Raw genomic sequence first — 15,806 nt, 5'->3', positions numbered from 1 at the left:
CAACTTTCAACTTTCAACTTTCAACTTTTCTGCCTCACTCTTTCTCAAACTATTGGCAAGCAGAGGGCGTTCTTGGGTAGGTTTCGGTCGCCGTATGGGAATCTCAATCCAAAACTGAGTTCCTTGTCCGGGTTGAGACTCACACCTAAAAATGCCCCCGTGTTTTTCCACTACAATTTGGTAACTAATTGAAAGACCCAAACCCGTTCCTTTGCCAATGGGCTTGGTTGTAAAAAAGGGGTCAAAGATTTGGGAAAGTAGCGCTGGACTTATTCCAGGGCCATTGTCGGCAATCTGAATCACAACATGAGATGAAGTCAGCGCAGAGGATGAATTCTCTCCACTCTTGCCTACTTCTGGGTCTATGTCCACTGGCCTGACACTGGTAGAGATGGTGATGTTACCCTGAAGAGCCTTCAGTTCCTCAGCTGTGCGACTGGAATAATAGTCCTCAAGAGCATCAAGGGCATTACTCAAAACGTTCATGAATACCTGATTGAGCTGACTGGCATAGCACTCAACCAATGGTAATTCACTGTAAGTTTTTACCACTGTAATAGCGGGATAGCTAGGCTTTCCTTTGAGGCGATGTTGCAAAATCAACAACGTACTGTCTAGACCTTCATGGATATCAACCGGCTTCATCTCTGCTTGATCGAGGCGGGAAAAATTCCGCAGAGATAGCACCAAATTGCGAATACGCTCCGAGCCAATTTTCATCGAAGCCAAGATTTTGGGTAAATCTTCTCTGAGAAAGTCTAAGTCTATGGCGTTGGCATACTCATCAATTTCTGGGGCTGGGCTGTCGTAATACTTCTGATAGAGCTGGAGAAGATTAAGCAAATCGTGAGCATACTGATTGGTGTAGGTGAGGTTGCCGTAGATAAAGTTAACAGGATTGTTGATTTCATGGGCTACACCCGCAACCAACTGACCCAGACTGGACATTTTTTCCGTCTGAATCAACTGAGTCTGAGCTTGCTTGAGATTCTCAAGGGCGATCGCGAGTTTTTCTGCCTGCTGCTGTTTCTCTTCCAGTAATTCTGCTTGCTGTAAGGCAATACCTAGATGAGCTGCAATTTGTCTAGCAAACTCAATTTCAGAGGTCTGCCAATATCGCGTCCCCGTGCATTGATAGATAAACAGCAATCCCCACAGGGTATCCCCTTTCGGCAGCGGCACTACCAAGCTAGATCGGACTTGTAACTGTTCCAAAATCCTGATGTGACAATCCGTCAAATCCGCATTGCGAATGTCAGAAATTGCCTGAATCCAGCCGGAGCGATACTTTTCCCCAAAGCAGTAGTCCTGAATGCTACGGTTGGCTTCCGGTAATCCGGGTTGAATGTCTTCAGAGACAACCTCTCCGTAATCGTAGCCAAACTCAGGAGCAAAGCGGAATACTGCTACTCGGTCAGCACCGATAAGTTGTCGGATGGCTGTTGTTGTTGTCTTAAAGATGGTCTTGACATCTAGGGATTCTCGGATTTTGGTGACTACTTCAAACAAGGCTTGCTGTTGTTGGGCAACGAGCGCAAGTTGTTTGGCTTGAGCGGTTGCCGTGGCGGCGGCAATACGGCTTTTGTCGTAAAGTTCGGCTTGCTGAATCGCTACAGCGGCTTGGTCAGCCAATTGTTGAAGCAGATCGATCTCAAATGCCTGCCAGCTGCGCGGAGCATGACACTCTTGAGCAATCAGGAGTCCCCACAGCGGTTGCTCTTCGTGGTTCTTCTGGAGGATTGTCGAAGCCAAGGCACTGCTGAGCATGTCATGGGAATGATAAGCGCCCACTCCGATTGGGACAATCAAAGCGGCTTGGATTTGTAAACTCTGCAAAAACTCTCGCTGATTGGGTTTGAGGGGGGCGCGGGAGACATCGCTAATCACGCGCACTTTGCCTCGTTTGTAGGGTTGGCTCTGTGTCTGTAGAAAGTATCCCTGAGGGTCATTCACACCTAAGGTAGACAACCAGTCACCGTTAGTGGATTCTACAATCACTTTTCCCTGAGAGTCATTGGCAAACTGGTAAATGACGACTCGGTCTGTATCCAGTAGGGATCGTACTTCCCGTACAATGGTTTGCAGGATTGTGTTTAGATCGAGTGTGCTGCGGATTTGGCTAGTCACTCGCTCCAATGCCCGCCCTTGTTCTAGGGCTTGTTGTAACTTTGCAGTGCGCTCCTCGACTTGGCATTCCAGGTTGGCATTGAGGGACTGCACCAGAGAGTAGAGTTCATACTGCTCAATCGCCATCGCAAATTGATGACCTAACGCGATCGCAAGTTCGATATCCTGACGCGTCCATTCTTTTGCATGACCCCGTTTTCTCTCTCGCCACACTTCAAACGACTGTCGAGGCAGTTGTTGTTTTTCACTGGGGTCAAAGCGTCCCGCCCACAAAGTTTCCGTATCGATTTCAGGACGAAAGATGCTGAGATAGCCGAGGAACGAGGAACGATAATATAAGGGCATCACGAGAATGCCACGAATCGGCGTAGAGTGGAACGTTGGACTGAGTACGCGAAAGTCTGGGATGTTATACAAATTTGTAACGGTTAGCGGCGCACAACTTGGAGAAAAGGGCGCTCGCGGTGCGCTTGGAGTGGGGGATGGATGAGTCGGTTGGTTGCAGGCAGGGCTAGCCGGACTCTCCTCCTCTGGACTCTTCACAAAGGCTCCGGTTGCTCTCCCTCCTTCTCGTCCTAATGGCAGGACTGTGTTTCCTATGTGGCAAGACGCCCAGGCTGTAAATACAGGATGCTGTTCAATTAAACTCTGTGTTTCTCCCCTAAGAGGTGCCAGTTGAGTTCCACAGCTCAACAACTCAGCTGTATCATCGGTTGTGTAAGGGGCGATGTAGAGTCGGCCACCACACCCTTGAAGGGCAGCGACTGTTTCTTCGAGAGCAGTCGCCAGCTCAATTGTGGGTAGAGAATGTAGCAGTGTGGCAACTCGGTTAGTCGTGGCTTCTAGAAAGTGCTGTTGTCGGGTTTGTGCTAAGAGATGGGACTGTGCGATCGCAATTGACACTTGATCAATCGCCCACTGCATTATTTGCAGTTCCCGTCTGGATATCACACGAAATTGTATATTGTGAGATACCAAGAGGCCCCAGAGTTGCTCTTTAGCATGTTGAGACTGAATATCGTTATGCACAATCGGCAAGACGACTGTAGATTGCACTCCCATCGCCGTGAGATAGGCGGCGTGACAAGAGTCTACAGGGCGATATTCAACAATTTCCTCAAGCGGTGTCGTCTCTTCACCGGTAATACAGCAATTAATCGGTAACCAGCCAATCCGTCCGAATTCAACATCCACGAACGAGCATAGACGCTTTTCCAAATATTTTCGGCGGGCTGTTTCGGGAATGTCATCAGCCGGGAAGTTGAGTCCTTTGAGCGAGGGCAGACCATTGTCTTGCATAGACTCGGCAATCACTTCCCCACTGCCAGATTGGTGAAACCTATAAATGATTACCCGATCAGTTCCCAACAATGAACGAAGCTCAGCAACAGTCGCTGTTAAAATCTCTTCCAGCTCCAGAGATTGGCGAATCCGATTAGTAATTCGGCGTAGCAAATTTTCCTGGCTTAGTTCTGGCTGTGGCACTGTCCTAATCTCTATAAAATTTTCTGGCTGTTGTTATGCACCCAACTTATCGATTAAAGATGTACGAGTATTCCTGCTTATCCGCATTGGGTTACTTTAAAGCAGGCGAAGAGGTTTGTAAAAACAGAGAATCTTATCCAAATTTAAGCTGATACGAGCGATCTGTCAGATTTCTTCAAAAACCCCTAATAGTCAAGGGTTTTTCCTCTTTTGCTGAGGTGTTATGACAACAGGGTATTAGCCTGGAGAGTACTCAAGCGATCGCCTGAATTTGTTACTGAAAGCGTAGCTATCCTGTAAGGATTCACTTTGTCAGTCCTTGGACTATTCATGCATAAGCCATGATCCCTGAGAAGGTTTCAGCCTGAACTAGGTGGTAATAATACCTATTTTAAACTTGTAAAGTTCTATTTACCGAATCCTGAAAAAGGCTCAGAACGAAAATTTTCCTTGGGAGCGGTTCACCCGATTCGACTTCACTCCCTTTGGGAAAATTTTATTTTCTGTGCAGGCGCTGCCGGATTTCTTGACGAGCATTCATGAGAATCTGACCCAGTTGGTTCTGACCTGTTCTATCCTGGCCACAGCCCCAGTAGTAATCCGTAGGAGAGTCTTCCACAATGAGTTCTTCGCCAGTATTGAGCAGAATAGACTGAATGTCGGTATGGGTGAGAAACTTGGTCAGAACACCTTGCCACATCACTTGCCGTTTCACCTCTTCCCAGTCACAACGAAGTTTGAGGGTACGATTGCGCCCGATTTGAGCCGCTTCCATAGGCGTTTGGGTCTCTCGAATCACTTGGATCAATCTTTCATTCTCGGTACCGACAAACTTTTGGGCTTGATAGTAATGCTCCACGGTTTGCCAAGAAGTCCCCTTCATCTCAATGGGGTGTAGAGAGAAGTTGGAAAAGCAGCCGTAGGGGTCACTCACTTTATAAAAATAAATTGTCATGGCAGGATATACAGCTATCCAGAAGGGCGCTCTAATTCTACCGACCCCTCAAAGGATTCAAGTCTTCAAGCTCCAAAACCCGATATACAGAGCCAGTCTGCACTGAAGCGAAGCAAAGCTGCTCTGTTAGACGAGTGGAACATGATCGCGTTTCACGGGAAAACATGGCCTAGGAGTGGCAGATGCTCCTGCTATTCTTAACGCTAAGAGGTGCAAGCCATGCAGTCAACTGAATGGAACTTATCTTATGTTCTATTGCTGTACCTGGCAGATCAACAATCCAGTGGCAGTAATCCAGAGCTGAGATAGTACCACGTCTTTGAATCAACCATTCCTTCCATCGGCAAACCGTTCATCTGTTGAAATTCTTTCACGGCTTCTTGGGTGTCGATACCGAATTCACCATTGACTTCAAGGCTGAAACCCTTAAAGTTGAGTAACTGCTGTAGGACTCTGACTGTGCTGCCAGAACAGCCCGGACGCAGAACTGGTAACTTGAGAGGAGCTTTGTTGACAGGGGCTTGAGAGAGGTAGGCTGTAGGCATTGTTTATACTCCTTGGGTTAGGTTTTCAGTGATTTAAGTTAGGAGACTAATCTTAGGACTCTAGGGCATTAGGAAAATCTAGTAGAAGGCTAATGCATTCATTCTTAGGGAGGTTAGGGGTATGATGCATTGGGCGAGCGTTCGGCTTTGCGGGCTACGCTCTAGTGCTGTAAAATAGCTTCAAATACCTCCAAATAAAGCATATAATTCAGTCCATTTCTCCAACGTTGCTATAGTAATATCAGTCTAGATCTGAAGATTTATGCAATAATCCTAAGAAATAGTTTTTTAGAGTATCACATTTCTCTTCTAAGAGGAATAAATGTGAGTCTCTATAACTATACACAGCTTCTTATAATTTAGGATTTTGCGATCGCGCCTTCATTCCGATAAGCTGAAAACGCACGATACAAGAGTGGAAACAACATTCCATGCCCCGCGTAATAGGCTTAATTAGCGGCACATCAGTGGATGGCATTGACGCCGCTTTAGTAGAGATTACTGGTACTGATATTGATTTAAAGGTTGAACTCCTAGCGGGCGCGACTTATCCTTACCCTGAAAAGCTCAAAGAGCAAATTCTGGAAGTCTGCGCTGGGGCGGCTCTTTCAATGGCAGAATTGGCAGAGTTAGATGATGCGATCGCCCTTCAATTTGCCCAAGCGGCACGAGAAATTCAAATCGGTCATCATCCAGCCGACCTGATTGGCTCTCACGGTCAAACCGTCTATCACCGACCTAAAGGGTTGAATGTTGGAAAGTTGAATGTTGAAGGTTCTAACCTGCAACCTGCTAACCTTCAACCTTCAGCCTTTCTAGGATACACTTTCCAACTGGGACGAGGAGAACTTATTGCCCACCTGACGGGGATCAAGACGGTGAGCAATTTCCGTGCGGCTGACGTGGCGGCACAAGGACAGGGTGCCCCACTCGTACCCAAGGTGGATGCTTACCTGTTTTCGTCACCCACTCAGCACCAATGTATCCAAAATATTGGTGGTATCGGCAATTTGACTTATCTACCAGCGCGTCATGGTAACTGGATAGATAGAGTTTGTGGCTGGGATACGGGGCCTGGTAATACCCTTTTGGACTTAGCTGTGCATCATTTCACGGGGGGTAGCCAAACTTACGACCAAGATGGAAACTGGGCAGCCAGTGGCACTCCCTGTGACGCCCTAGTGGAACAGTGGCTCAGTCAAGACTTTTTCCAGATAGCGCCGCCGAAATCTACAGGCCGGGAGTTGTTTGGCTGGGATTACTTCAAGCAGTGCTTGGCACAAGGCGAGGCGTATAACTTGACTCCCGCTGATCTGTTAGCAACGTTGACCGAACTGACGGTGAGGTCAATTGTTATGAGCTACCAGAGCTTTTTACCCCAGATGCCCCAGAGAGTCCTTTTATGTGGGGGTGGGAGCCGCAATCTCTACTTGAAACAACGCTTGGCCTATCAGCTAGGCTCGACACAAGTTCTAACAACTGATGAAGCAGGAGTGAGTGCAGATTTTAAAGAAGCGATCGCTTTTGCTGTTTTGGCTCATTGGCGTAATCTAGGTATTCCTGGGAATCTGCCCAAGGTAACTGGGGCAAACTCAGCTGTACTCTTGGGGAATGTTTATCTGCCCCTGGACGCTGGGAGTTAGACGAACTTTCCTGTAGGTCATAGGAGTCCGGTTATACTTAAACATATTTGCTGCCTTTCATTCTCATTGATGCCATTAGAGGCAATTCCTAGAGTTACGCTAAGAAAGTGGTTGCAAGTGATCTGAGTGCAGAGAATGAGAGGGGCGATATTAGATAATAAGCAAAGGGTAACACCGTGGCTCACACCTTTTTATTGGAGGCAGGACGCTGGACACTCCAGGGAAATTGGCTGGAGCGCAATGGGCTTCCAATTCCTGTTAGAGGTATGACGCTCATCGCCTGGGGTAAGGAAAACTGGTTTACTATGGTCACAAAACTAGTGTTTCCCGACAGTGAGCGCGAGGATATATCTTTTCAATATCGGGGGCGTCTTGATGCTGGGGAGCGACAGTATACCTTTGTCTTGAAACACAGTGTCTTAGGACATGTGGAAGGCGAAGGCTGGGTGACTCCAGAATCCATTGTTCAACGTTACTGGGTCTTAGGCGATCGCCATCGTCGCAGTGGCTTTGAAACAAGCCATCGGCTCAATGAAAATACCTACTATCTCTCCAGTGGCATCATGGCGGGTCACTATCTTACCAGTACAATGGAGGCCACTCTAGAACGTCAGCCAGAGTAACACTATGTTTCCAGATCAGTCTGGGGTGAGTTCGACTCAATAGAGGAACTTTATAGGTGACGAATTGATAGATGTGCATTGAATTACCTTGTGTTCTTCAAACAGGAAGCTGGTAACGTGCTAGAACACTAGCCACTGAATCTTGCTCAGTTTGTCGTTTCTTCTTTCAGGGAAAAATCCATCGATGGCAGGAGCAAGCCTAGGGAAATTAGAAAGGCGAAAAATCGTAAGTCATGCACGGCGGTTTTGATCTGACAAATTCCCAACTCGTCTTTAGAAGACATCGCTGAATAGGTATCTTTAATTCAACTGCTTAAAGCTGCTAGAACAAAATCATGACAACAGACCCCAACTATGGTCGCTTAGTCGCCAATCGCTATCAACTGGTCAAGCTGATCGGCAAAGGCGCTATGGGTCGGGTTTATCAAGCCAAAGATATGCTTCTGGGCGGAGTCATCGTTGCCGTCAAATTTCTGTCCCAGGCATTGCTGACCAAGAAAATGAAAGAGCGCTTTTATCGTGAAGCCACGATCTGTGCCATGCTTGGCGAACAGAGCAATCACATCGTTCGAGTCAGGGACTATGGCTTAGATGATAATGAGATTTCCTTCTACGTCATGGAATACCTGGAAGGAGAAAGCTTAAGCGAAGTCATTCGACGGCAACCCCTTTCTTTACCTCGATTTTTGAATTATGCCCGACAAATTTCTCTAGGACTTCAATGTGCTCATAGAGGCATTCTTATCGATGGTCAACTCAGCCCTATTATTCATCGGGATATCAAGCCAAGCAACATTCTCGTTATTCAACCCGAAGACGACTCTCTCGAAGAAAAAGTCAAAATCCTCGACTTTGGAATTGCCAAGCTTCTCCAATCCGAAGGCGACCAAACACACTCGTTTATGGGCACCCTCGCTTATTGTTCGCCAGAACAAATGGAGGGTAAAGAACTGGATAAACGCTCTGACATTTACAGTCTGGGTGTGATGATGTTTGAGATGCTGACTGGCGAGATGCCCATTATGGGAGAAACTCATTCCTTCGGCGGCTGGTACAAAGCTCACCACGATTTCCCTCCTCGCTCCTTTGAATCGGTTAATCCAGACCTCAAATTACCAAAACACCTCAAGAAGCTGGTAATCAGCTGTCTGGCGAAAGATCCAAGCCATCGTCCTCAAAGTGTGGAGGAAGTCCTACGGGTCTTAAAATCCATACAAGCATGCCTTAAACGGGGTGAGGAGCTGGTTGGGGAATGGGGGGTTAAGGTAGACGAGTTGTCTCCACCTGGCCCGCCAACGCAGGAACGCAGTCGATCGCCGGATGAAATTTGTCTAGCAACCTCTTGGCCCAAAGACAAACCCCAAGCGACAATTGTCTTTCCCCATATCCTTAAAGCGAACAATGAATTTTTAGCCACTCTTTGGGTGATGCTTAATAAAAGGGACATTCAGGAACGGTTGGTTAGCACACGATACAACCAATTCCTATTTTTGCCATCACCTCATCCGATCGTACTATGGATTACTGTCCTGCATAACCGCGAACACGGAGCTCGTTGGCTTCCTTGCTACCTGGACCTGAAAACCGATATCGGTCAGAAAATGGTGAGGCTTTTAGGAGAATCGGGATGCTATCGTCTCTTATTCTTTGCTCTATCAGAACCCCAGAAATGTACTAAGGTAATGACCTCAAATATTGCTCCTGCCCAATGCAAATTGCTAACCCAGTGGGCAAATTCTAGTCACACCCTAGCATCTTCTGGTCAGTCACAGTTGACTAAAAGGATACTCAAACAGGAATTTGAGAAGCTCAAGCCTAAGATTCTTCTGAAGCTAGAAGCTATTCATACCGATTATCCAACTGATATTTCAGGCTGAAGGTTGGAAAGTTGGAGGTTGAAAAAAAGTTGAAGGTTGGAAAGTTGAAGGTTGAAAAAAAGTTGAAGGTTGGAAAGTTGAAGGTTGAAAATTCAACACAACCTGATAACCTTCAACCTAATAGCCTTCAACCCTGGTTAGAGCTGCTTTACTTGAGAAACGAGCTGTGCCACGACATCCTTGGCGCTACCAAAGAGCATCATCGTTTTATCTTTGTAAAACAGCTCATTATCGACACCGGCAAAGCCCGTACTCATGCCACGTTTAATCACGATCGCGTGCTTCGCCTTGTCCACCTCTAAAATCGGCATTCCGTAAATTGGACTACCCGCATCGCTGCGAGCGGCTGGATTAACAACATCGTTGGCACCAATCACCAGAGCTACATCGGTTTCATCAAATTGGGGATTGATGTCATCCATATCGTACAACTGGGGATAAGGCACATTCGCCTCCGCCAGCAGTACATTCATGTGTCCCGGCATCCGACCTGCAACCGGGTGAATGGCATATTTAACCTCGACACCCAGTTTGTCTAGCTGATCCGCCAACTCTCGGACAGCGTGCTGCGCCTGAGCCACTGCCATACCATAGCCAGGAACAATGACCACATTTCGAGCATAGCCCAGCATCATTGCTGCTTCTTCTGCATCCACGCTCTTGACCGTCTGATCGGTACTGCCACTGCTACCAGCAACACTCACCGAGCCACTCGAACCAAAAGCTCCGAACAGCACACTTGCCAAAGAACGGTTCATCGCTTTACACATAATCTGGGTCAGGATGATTCCCGACGCGCCGACTAATGCTCCAGCAATGATCAGCATGTTGTTCATTACCACAAAACCCGCAGCACTTGCCGCTAAGCCAGAGTAAGAGTTGAGCAGTGAAATCACCACTGGCATATCGCCCCCACCGATGGGGATGACAAACAACACACCGAGTAGCAGGGAAATAGCAACCAGACCAAAGAAGATGGGGAGATTACCGGGGGTGACAATCAGATAACCACTGGCAACAAAAAAGCCAATTAATATCAGAGCGTTGACAGGTTGTTGCAAGGGAAATGTCATCGGGGCACCGGGGAGGAGCCCTTGCAATTTGGCAAAGGCCACAAAACTTCCCGTGAGGGTCACACCGCCAATCAAGACACCGAGAATAATCGTAATCGTGGCATAGAGGGTAACCGGTTCCCCACTACTCAACAAGCGCCAGAATTCCCCAATCGCCACCAAGGCGCTTGCTGCTCCCCCTAGACCATTGAGCAAACCGACCATTTGGGGCATGTCGGTCATTTGCACTTTGAATGCCGCAATCACACCCAGCACTGAGCCAATGATCAGCGCCAAGAGAATCATCTGATAGTTGAGTACCTGCCGCTCTAGCAGCGTCGCCACGATAGCCAGCAGCATTCCTACGGCAGCTATGACATTACCCTGACGCGCTGTTGCCGGTGAACCCAGCTTTTTTAGGCCAAAAATAAATAATGATGCTGCAACTAAATAGCTCAGCTCGATGCCAGTAGGCAGAAACTCACTCATGCCTTCACCTCTTTCTTCTTAAACATTTGCAACATCCGATCCGTAACCAGGAAACCGCCCACTACGTTGACCATTGCCAACACAACGGCAATCAAACCTAAAATCACGGTGAGATTCGACTCTTTAGGGCCAGAGATGATCAATGCCCCAATCACGGCAATGCCGGAAATTGCATTGGCTCCGGACATTAAGGGGGTGTGGAGAGTTGGCGGCACTTTGTTGATCACTTCAAAGCCAACAAAAGACGCCAGCACAAATACAAACAAACTCGAAAGTAATGCTGCTGCTGTCATAAATTTACAGATTTCTCGCAATATCAGCCGTTAATCACAAGAGTTGAAGGTTGGCAGGTTGAAAGTTATTCTGAACCTTCAACCCTGAAAGAACCTTCAAACCTTCAACCCTTCAACCGCAAAGGCTTCCTTGACCCGTTGATTGAGAATCTCTCCCGCATGGGTAACGCAAGTACTAGCAACGATGTCGTCTTCAAAGTTCAGCTGTAGCTCACCATTCTTAACCAGGTATTGCAACAAGGTAGAGATGTTCTTGGCGTACATCTGGCTGGCGTGTACTGGCATAGAGGATGGTAAGTTAATCGGGCCAATAATCGTAACGCCATTACGCACAACATCCTTACCCGGTTCCGTACAAGCACAGTTGCCGCCTTGCTCTGCGGCTAGGTCTACAATCACAGAGCCAGGATGCATTTGTTGCACCATTTCCTCGGTGACCAGTAACGGTGCTTTTTTGCCAGGAACCTGAGCTGTTGTGATTACAACATCGGCATTTTTAACATGTTCCGTAACAACTTCCTGAGTCCGCTGCTTGGATGCCTCAGAAATTTCCTTGGCGTAACCCCCTGTAGCTACTGTCTCTTCTTCGAGTGCCACTTCGACAAACTTAGCACCGAGACTCTGCACTTCTTCCTTCACGGCTGGGCGGATGTCGAAGGCTTCCACGACAGCGCCTAAGCGTCTAGCTGTAGCGATCGCTTGCAGACCTGCCACCCCAGCGCCCATAACAAAAACCTTCGCGGGTTTAATTGTACCCGCAGCGGTGGTCAACATGGGGAAGAACTTTGGTGAAGCTGCCGCCGCAATTAGTACCGCTTTGTATCCCGCAACACCAGCCTGAGAGGAGAGAGCATCCATACTTTGAGCGCGGCTGGTACGGGGAATCAGCTCCATACTGAATGCTGTTACTCTCCGATTCGCCAGTTGCTGGATTACCTCAGGATTACCCAGTGGATTGAGGAAGCTAATCAAGACACTCCCTTCCCGCAGCTGATGAATTTCATGTTCTTTGGGAAGCCCAACTTTGAGCAGAACGTCTGCTTCACCCCACAGTACACCGGTATCGGAGATAATTTTAGCGCCAGCGGCTTCATAGGCATCATTACCGAAGAATGAACCCTCTCCGGCACCACTTTCTACCCAGATTTCTAAGCCCTGTTTAACTAATCGGGCAACTGTATCAGGATTTAAGGCGACGCGACGCTCACCGACTTCAATTTCTTTCGCGATCGCTATTTTCATGAACGCTCCTTGTGATTTAAGCTAGTGAGGATGAGTAAACTTACTTAAACAGAACTAGCCGTTTGATTGGCAAGGCAGATATCTCTCTGGCGGCACCAGAGAGCAACTAATACTTTGCACTTAGCAAGCTGATTTGGCAAGGTAGACAAGTAAAGTTCTAACTTGCATCGTAGTGTTGTCTACCTGATCCCGAAGATGATCTTTAACTTCTCTTAAATATTCAAGCACCTTCACAGCAGCCAACTTGCAACTTCCTGGAGACTGGCTTGCGCCGATTTTGCACCCCTGACCTTAATCGCCATGAAGGCAGCTGAATGCGCCGTTGCTGTAGCGATAGCAGATACAGAAGCTTCAATCTTGAACTCTCTCAACTATAAAGAAATTCTTAATTTTTGACGCTCGATATTTTAGAGTTTCTTTAAGGACGAAGAGAGAGCAATGTGACGATATACTTTGCCAAAAGAACGGGTGGGTGTGTTAATGTCGAAATTGAACAATTCCTAGTAACAAGCTTCTCAAATAACGCTTGCTCCATCTTCACCTGTGCATTCTTAAGTTAATGTAGCTCTGGGCTTGCTCCATCTTCACCTGTGCATTCTTAAGTTAATGTAGCTCTGGGGCAAACTTCCTGAGAGTCTCCCGACTCAACCTAGACGGCGGCTGCTGAACCAACGTCTCCTAACTCATCACCTGATCAGGGTCGAATATCGACCCTCAATGGAGTGTTCATGCAGCCCAAAAATCTGAATCGGCTCCTGCACGCGTTGGCACGGCAGGGGCTAAATGTAACTTACGACAATCACATCTATTCTGTTTGCCTCAAAGATGCTCTCGACGCACCAACGGCAGAAGTCTTGCTGCCCAGAGACTTCCCTGTAGAAGCCAAAGCCTTTAAGCAATTGGCAAATCTGGCGAATATTCGTCACCCTGATGGAGGTCATGTTTGCAAGTGCTGTGCGACGCCCGACTTTCATCCTGGAGATGCTGGCGTTGCCATTGGCTCGGTTGTGGAAACACAAGGGATGCTCATCCCTGCGGCGGTTGGCTCGGATATTAACTGTGGGATGCGCTTGCACGTTGCGGATTTGTCGCTCGATCGCTTCCTAGAAAAACGGAATGACTTCGTAGAACGGATGAAGGGTGATTACTTCTTCGGCACCCGCGACGTAACTCTGACGGCAAAAACAGCTCGTGCTCTGTTTCAACACGGCATTCCGGGTTGGCTGGATGCCATGCTGGATGCTCCTACAGGCAGTGTGGTTAAATCCGATTTTAAGCAGTTGGCGTTTGAGATTGACCGTGTTTACTTCGGCGGCTCAATGGATGGTTCAGCACGCTGGGCACCAGAGGAACTGGTTCCCCACTCCGGACTGGTGCGGGATGGTGGGTTGGCTACCATTGGCGGCGGCAATCACTTCGTAGAAATTCAAGTCGTTGAGCAGGTAGAAGATAGGGCGACGGCTTATGTCTGGGGGGTTCGGGAAGGACAACTCGCCTTTATGGTTCACTCCGGTTCCCGGAATGTGGGTAAATATATTGGAGGAATGTGGCGCGATCGCACTCGACGCGCTTGGCCTAAAGGTCTGAAGTACCCAGACTCCTATCTGTTTCCACTCTCCGTTCAGTCCAACGCCAACCTCGTCAACGACTACCTGCAAGCCGAGGCAACGGCGGCTAACTATGCTTTTGTCAATCGTCTCCTGTTGGCGGAACTCCTGCGTCTGCGTCTGCGGGAAGTCTATGGGGATGTTGAGGCACCTCTGGTTTACGACTTGCCTCACAACATTACGCTTGCGGAAGGGGCGGGTTGGGTGACGCGTAAAGGGGCTTGTCCTGCCCACCTAGGGCAAGCTGTGATTATCCCTGGTTCAATGGGGACAACCTCCTATCTGCTCATGGGCAAAGGCAATCCAGCCTTCCTCCATTCTGCTTCTCATGGTGCTGGACGAGTGCGATCGCGTTTTGAACTGAGTCGCAAAGGTGCGTCCCAAACTGAAGAGGCTCTTGGGTTAACGGGTATTGACTGCATCACCTTGCGAGAGGAACGCAGAATTGAGGAAGCACCAGTTGCTTACAAGCCAATTGAGCCAGTGATTGAAGCGCAGGTTCACGCAGAAATGGTGAGTGTTGTGGCACGTCTAAAACCCATTTTGACCTTCAAAGCCTAGTGAGCAGTGAACAGTGACCAGCAGGCTAAATGCTAAAGACTTAAGTATCTAATTGCTGAGGTATGAGAGTTTTTAAGTCAGTGCCATTCTACTTAAGATGAATGTTACTGACTTAAGAACTTTCCTCACTCACCAACAAACCCTTGTGCAGGGGGTCTTTAGGTAGGCACTCCGTCCCCCAGTGGGGGGTTTGGGGGGAGACCCCCCAATCTGGGTTTTTTGCAAAGAACGGCTACTTCTTGCTTAAGTCAGCGCCATTTATCTTAAGTAAGCCTTTCATCGGGCAAGGTTCTATGCCTACTCGGCAGGAAAAATTTCTGATTATGGGATGAGTCTCCCGCTCGTCCTAACAACGGTGTACGATCTCAGCCAAGGTATGCCCAAGTTATTGCTCCGTTTTGTGAGGAGAAATTCTGGATGACTGCTCAATTGAAGTCCTCAGAGAATCCAGTTTCTGAGTCCACGACTGGAAAAATCGGTTACGTTCCGCAAAACCATCGACGCATCCTTTGCATCTTTCCTAAGTATTCGCGATCGTTCGGAACCTTTCACCATGCCTATCCGCTGATGGGAATCAGGAAGGTTCGAGCCTTCATGCCACCCCAGGGCATTCTGGTTGTTGCGGCCTACTTGCCGAAGGAGTGGGAAATTCGTTTTATTGACGAAAATGTGCAGCCTGCCAAACGGTCAGATTACCAATGGGCTGATGTGGTGATTGTGAGTGGAATGCACATTCAGCGTCCTCAAATTAATCAAATTAATGAACTTGCTCATCGAGCAGGAAAAATCACGATTGTCGGTGGCCCCTCAGTATCCGGTTGCCCTGAATATTACCCAGATTTTGATATTTTGCATCTTGGGGAATTAGGGGATGCAACAGATCAGATGATTGAGTACCTAGACCAACATCCTGAGCGTCCCAAGCAACAAATACGCTTTGAAACAAAAGAACGATTGCCCCTCAGTGAGTTTCCCATCCCCGCTTACCATTTAATAAATATAAATCACTATTTTTTAGCGAATATTCAGTTTTCCAGTGGTTGCCCTTATCGCTGTGAATTCTGTGATATTCCTGAACTGTATGGACGTAGTCCTCGTCTTAAGACTCCTGAGCAAATCCTAGCTGAATTAGATGCTATCTTAGCCGCCGGAAACCCAGGAGCAGTGTATTTTGTTGATGATAATTTCGTCGGCGATCGCCGTGCCGTTATGACGTTGCTGCCTCATCTGATTGATTGGCAAAAACGCAAGGGTTATCCCGTTCAGTTTGCCTGCGAAGCCACCTTGAACCTCGCTCAAAGCCCTAA

General features: G+C 47.9%; 12 protein-coding genes. 5 read left to right on the top strand and 7 right to left on the bottom strand.

The window, feature by feature from the left end; translation table 11 throughout:
- Positions 1-6: 6 nt before the first annotated feature.
- The 3 genes from V6C93_RS29530 to V6C93_RS29520 all read right to left on the bottom strand — a co-directional run bounded on the left by V6C93_RS29530 (position 7) and on the right by V6C93_RS29520 (position 5,112).
- A complete protein-coding gene (locus tag V6C93_RS29530; protein ID WP_333480250.1) occupies positions 7-3,612 on the bottom strand; it encodes a GAF domain-containing protein in 3,606 nt (1,201 codons plus the stop codon).
- Between the two features lie 496 nt (positions 3,613-4,108).
- Positions 4,109-4,567 (bottom strand): NADAR family protein, encoded by a 459-nt coding sequence (locus tag V6C93_RS29525; RefSeq protein WP_333480249.1) that lies wholly within the window; start codon positions 4,565-4,567, stop codon positions 4,109-4,111.
- A 272-nt stretch (positions 4,568-4,839) separates the two neighbouring features.
- Positions 4,840-5,112, bottom strand: coding sequence for a peptidoglycan-binding domain-containing protein (locus tag V6C93_RS29520; RefSeq protein WP_333480248.1), 273 nt, complete (start codon positions 5,110-5,112; stop codon positions 4,840-4,842).
- A 431-nt stretch (positions 5,113-5,543) separates the two neighbouring features.
- Here V6C93_RS29520 and V6C93_RS29515 point away from each other — a divergent pair, with 431 nt between their 5' ends.
- Together V6C93_RS29515 and V6C93_RS29510 are read left to right on the top strand one after the other, a co-directional pair.
- Positions 5,544-6,755 (top strand): anhydro-N-acetylmuramic acid kinase, encoded by a 1,212-nt coding sequence (locus V6C93_RS29515; protein WP_333480247.1) that lies wholly within the window; start codon positions 5,544-5,546, stop codon positions 6,753-6,755.
- A 176-nt stretch (positions 6,756-6,931) separates the two neighbouring features.
- Positions 6,932-7,378 carry a hypothetical protein gene (locus V6C93_RS29510; RefSeq protein WP_333480246.1) on the top strand — a complete coding sequence of 149 codons (447 nt, stop codon included), beginning with the start codon at positions 6,932-6,934 and terminating at the stop codon, positions 7,376-7,378.
- A gap of 146 nt (positions 7,379-7,524) precedes the next feature.
- Here V6C93_RS29510 and V6C93_RS29505 read toward each other — a convergent pair whose 3' ends face one another.
- A complete protein-coding gene (locus V6C93_RS29505) occupies positions 7,525-7,662 on the bottom strand; it encodes a hypothetical protein (RefSeq protein ID WP_333480245.1) in 138 nt (45 codons plus the stop codon).
- Between the two features lie 51 nt (positions 7,663-7,713).
- Between V6C93_RS29505 and V6C93_RS29500 the strand changes: the two genes are divergently transcribed.
- A complete protein-coding gene (locus V6C93_RS29500) occupies positions 7,714-9,255 on the top strand; it encodes a serine/threonine-protein kinase (RefSeq protein WP_333480244.1) in 1,542 nt (513 codons plus the stop codon).
- Between the two features lie 137 nt (positions 9,256-9,392).
- Here V6C93_RS29500 and V6C93_RS29495 read toward each other — a convergent pair whose 3' ends face one another.
- From V6C93_RS29495 to V6C93_RS29485, 3 genes are all read right to left on the bottom strand, one after another.
- Positions 9,393-10,796 (bottom strand): NAD(P)(+) transhydrogenase (Re/Si-specific) subunit beta, encoded by a 1,404-nt coding sequence (locus V6C93_RS29495; RefSeq protein WP_333480243.1) that lies wholly within the window; start codon positions 10,794-10,796, stop codon positions 9,393-9,395.
- Positions 10,793-11,089, bottom strand: a complete 297-nt coding sequence (locus V6C93_RS29490; RefSeq protein WP_333480242.1) for an NAD(P) transhydrogenase subunit alpha — start codon at positions 11,087-11,089, stop codon at positions 10,793-10,795. Before V6C93_RS29490 ends, V6C93_RS29495 begins: the two co-directional genes overlap by 4 nt.
- Before the next feature lie 96 nt (positions 11,090-11,185).
- Positions 11,186-12,331, bottom strand: a complete 1,146-nt coding sequence (locus tag V6C93_RS29485) for a Re/Si-specific NAD(P)(+) transhydrogenase subunit alpha (RefSeq protein WP_333480241.1) — start codon at positions 12,329-12,331, stop codon at positions 11,186-11,188.
- A 728-nt stretch (positions 12,332-13,059) separates the two neighbouring features.
- On the opposite strand from V6C93_RS29485, the gene V6C93_RS29480 reads away from it, so the two are divergent.
- The gene (locus tag V6C93_RS29480) at positions 13,060-14,499 is read left to right on the top strand and encodes an RtcB family protein (protein ID WP_333480240.1); all 1,440 of its coding nucleotides are present in this window, start codon (positions 13,060-13,062) and stop codon (positions 14,497-14,499) included.
- A gap of 417 nt (positions 14,500-14,916) precedes the next feature.
- On the top strand, positions 14,917-15,806 hold an 890-nt coding region (locus V6C93_RS29475; protein WP_333480239.1), incomplete at its 3' end, for a B12-binding domain-containing radical SAM protein.

The organism is Allocoleopsis sp., from assembly GCF_036703385.1.
Lineage (GTDB): Bacteria > Cyanobacteriota > Cyanobacteriia > Cyanobacteriales > Coleofasciculaceae > Allocoleopsis.
This window is presented reverse-complemented; position numbering and strand designations above follow the sequence as displayed.

Bases quoted from the DNA above. Each gene is read 5' to 3' on its own strand.
- V6C93_RS29500 (WP_333480244.1), top strand. From the start codon at position 7,714: ATGACAACAGACCCCAACTATGGTCGCTTAGTCGCCAATCGCTATCAA.
- V6C93_RS29520 (WP_333480248.1), bottom strand. From the start codon at position 5,112: ATGCCTACAGCCTACCTCTCTCAAGCCCCTGTCAACAAAGCTCCTCTC.
- V6C93_RS29490 (WP_333480242.1), bottom strand. From the start codon at position 11,089: ATGACAGCAGCAGCATTACTTTCGAGTTTGTTTGTATTTGTGCTGGCG.
- V6C93_RS29495 (WP_333480243.1), bottom strand. From the start codon at position 10,796: ATGAGTGAGTTTCTGCCTACTGGCATCGAGCTGAGCTATTTAGTTGCA.
- V6C93_RS29480 (WP_333480240.1), top strand. From the start codon at position 13,060: ATGCAGCCCAAAAATCTGAATCGGCTCCTGCACGCGTTGGCACGGCAG.
- V6C93_RS29485 (WP_333480241.1), bottom strand. From the start codon at position 12,331: ATGAAAATAGCGATCGCGAAAGAAATTGAAGTCGGTGAGCGTCGCGTC.
- V6C93_RS29515 (WP_333480247.1), top strand. From the start codon at position 5,544: ATGCCCCGCGTAATAGGCTTAATTAGCGGCACATCAGTGGATGGCATT.
- V6C93_RS29525 (WP_333480249.1), bottom strand. From the start codon at position 4,567: ATGACAATTTATTTTTATAAAGTGAGTGACCCCTACGGCTGCTTTTCC.
- V6C93_RS29505 (WP_333480245.1), bottom strand. From the start codon at position 7,662: ATGTCTTCTAAAGACGAGTTGGGAATTTGTCAGATCAAAACCGCCGTG.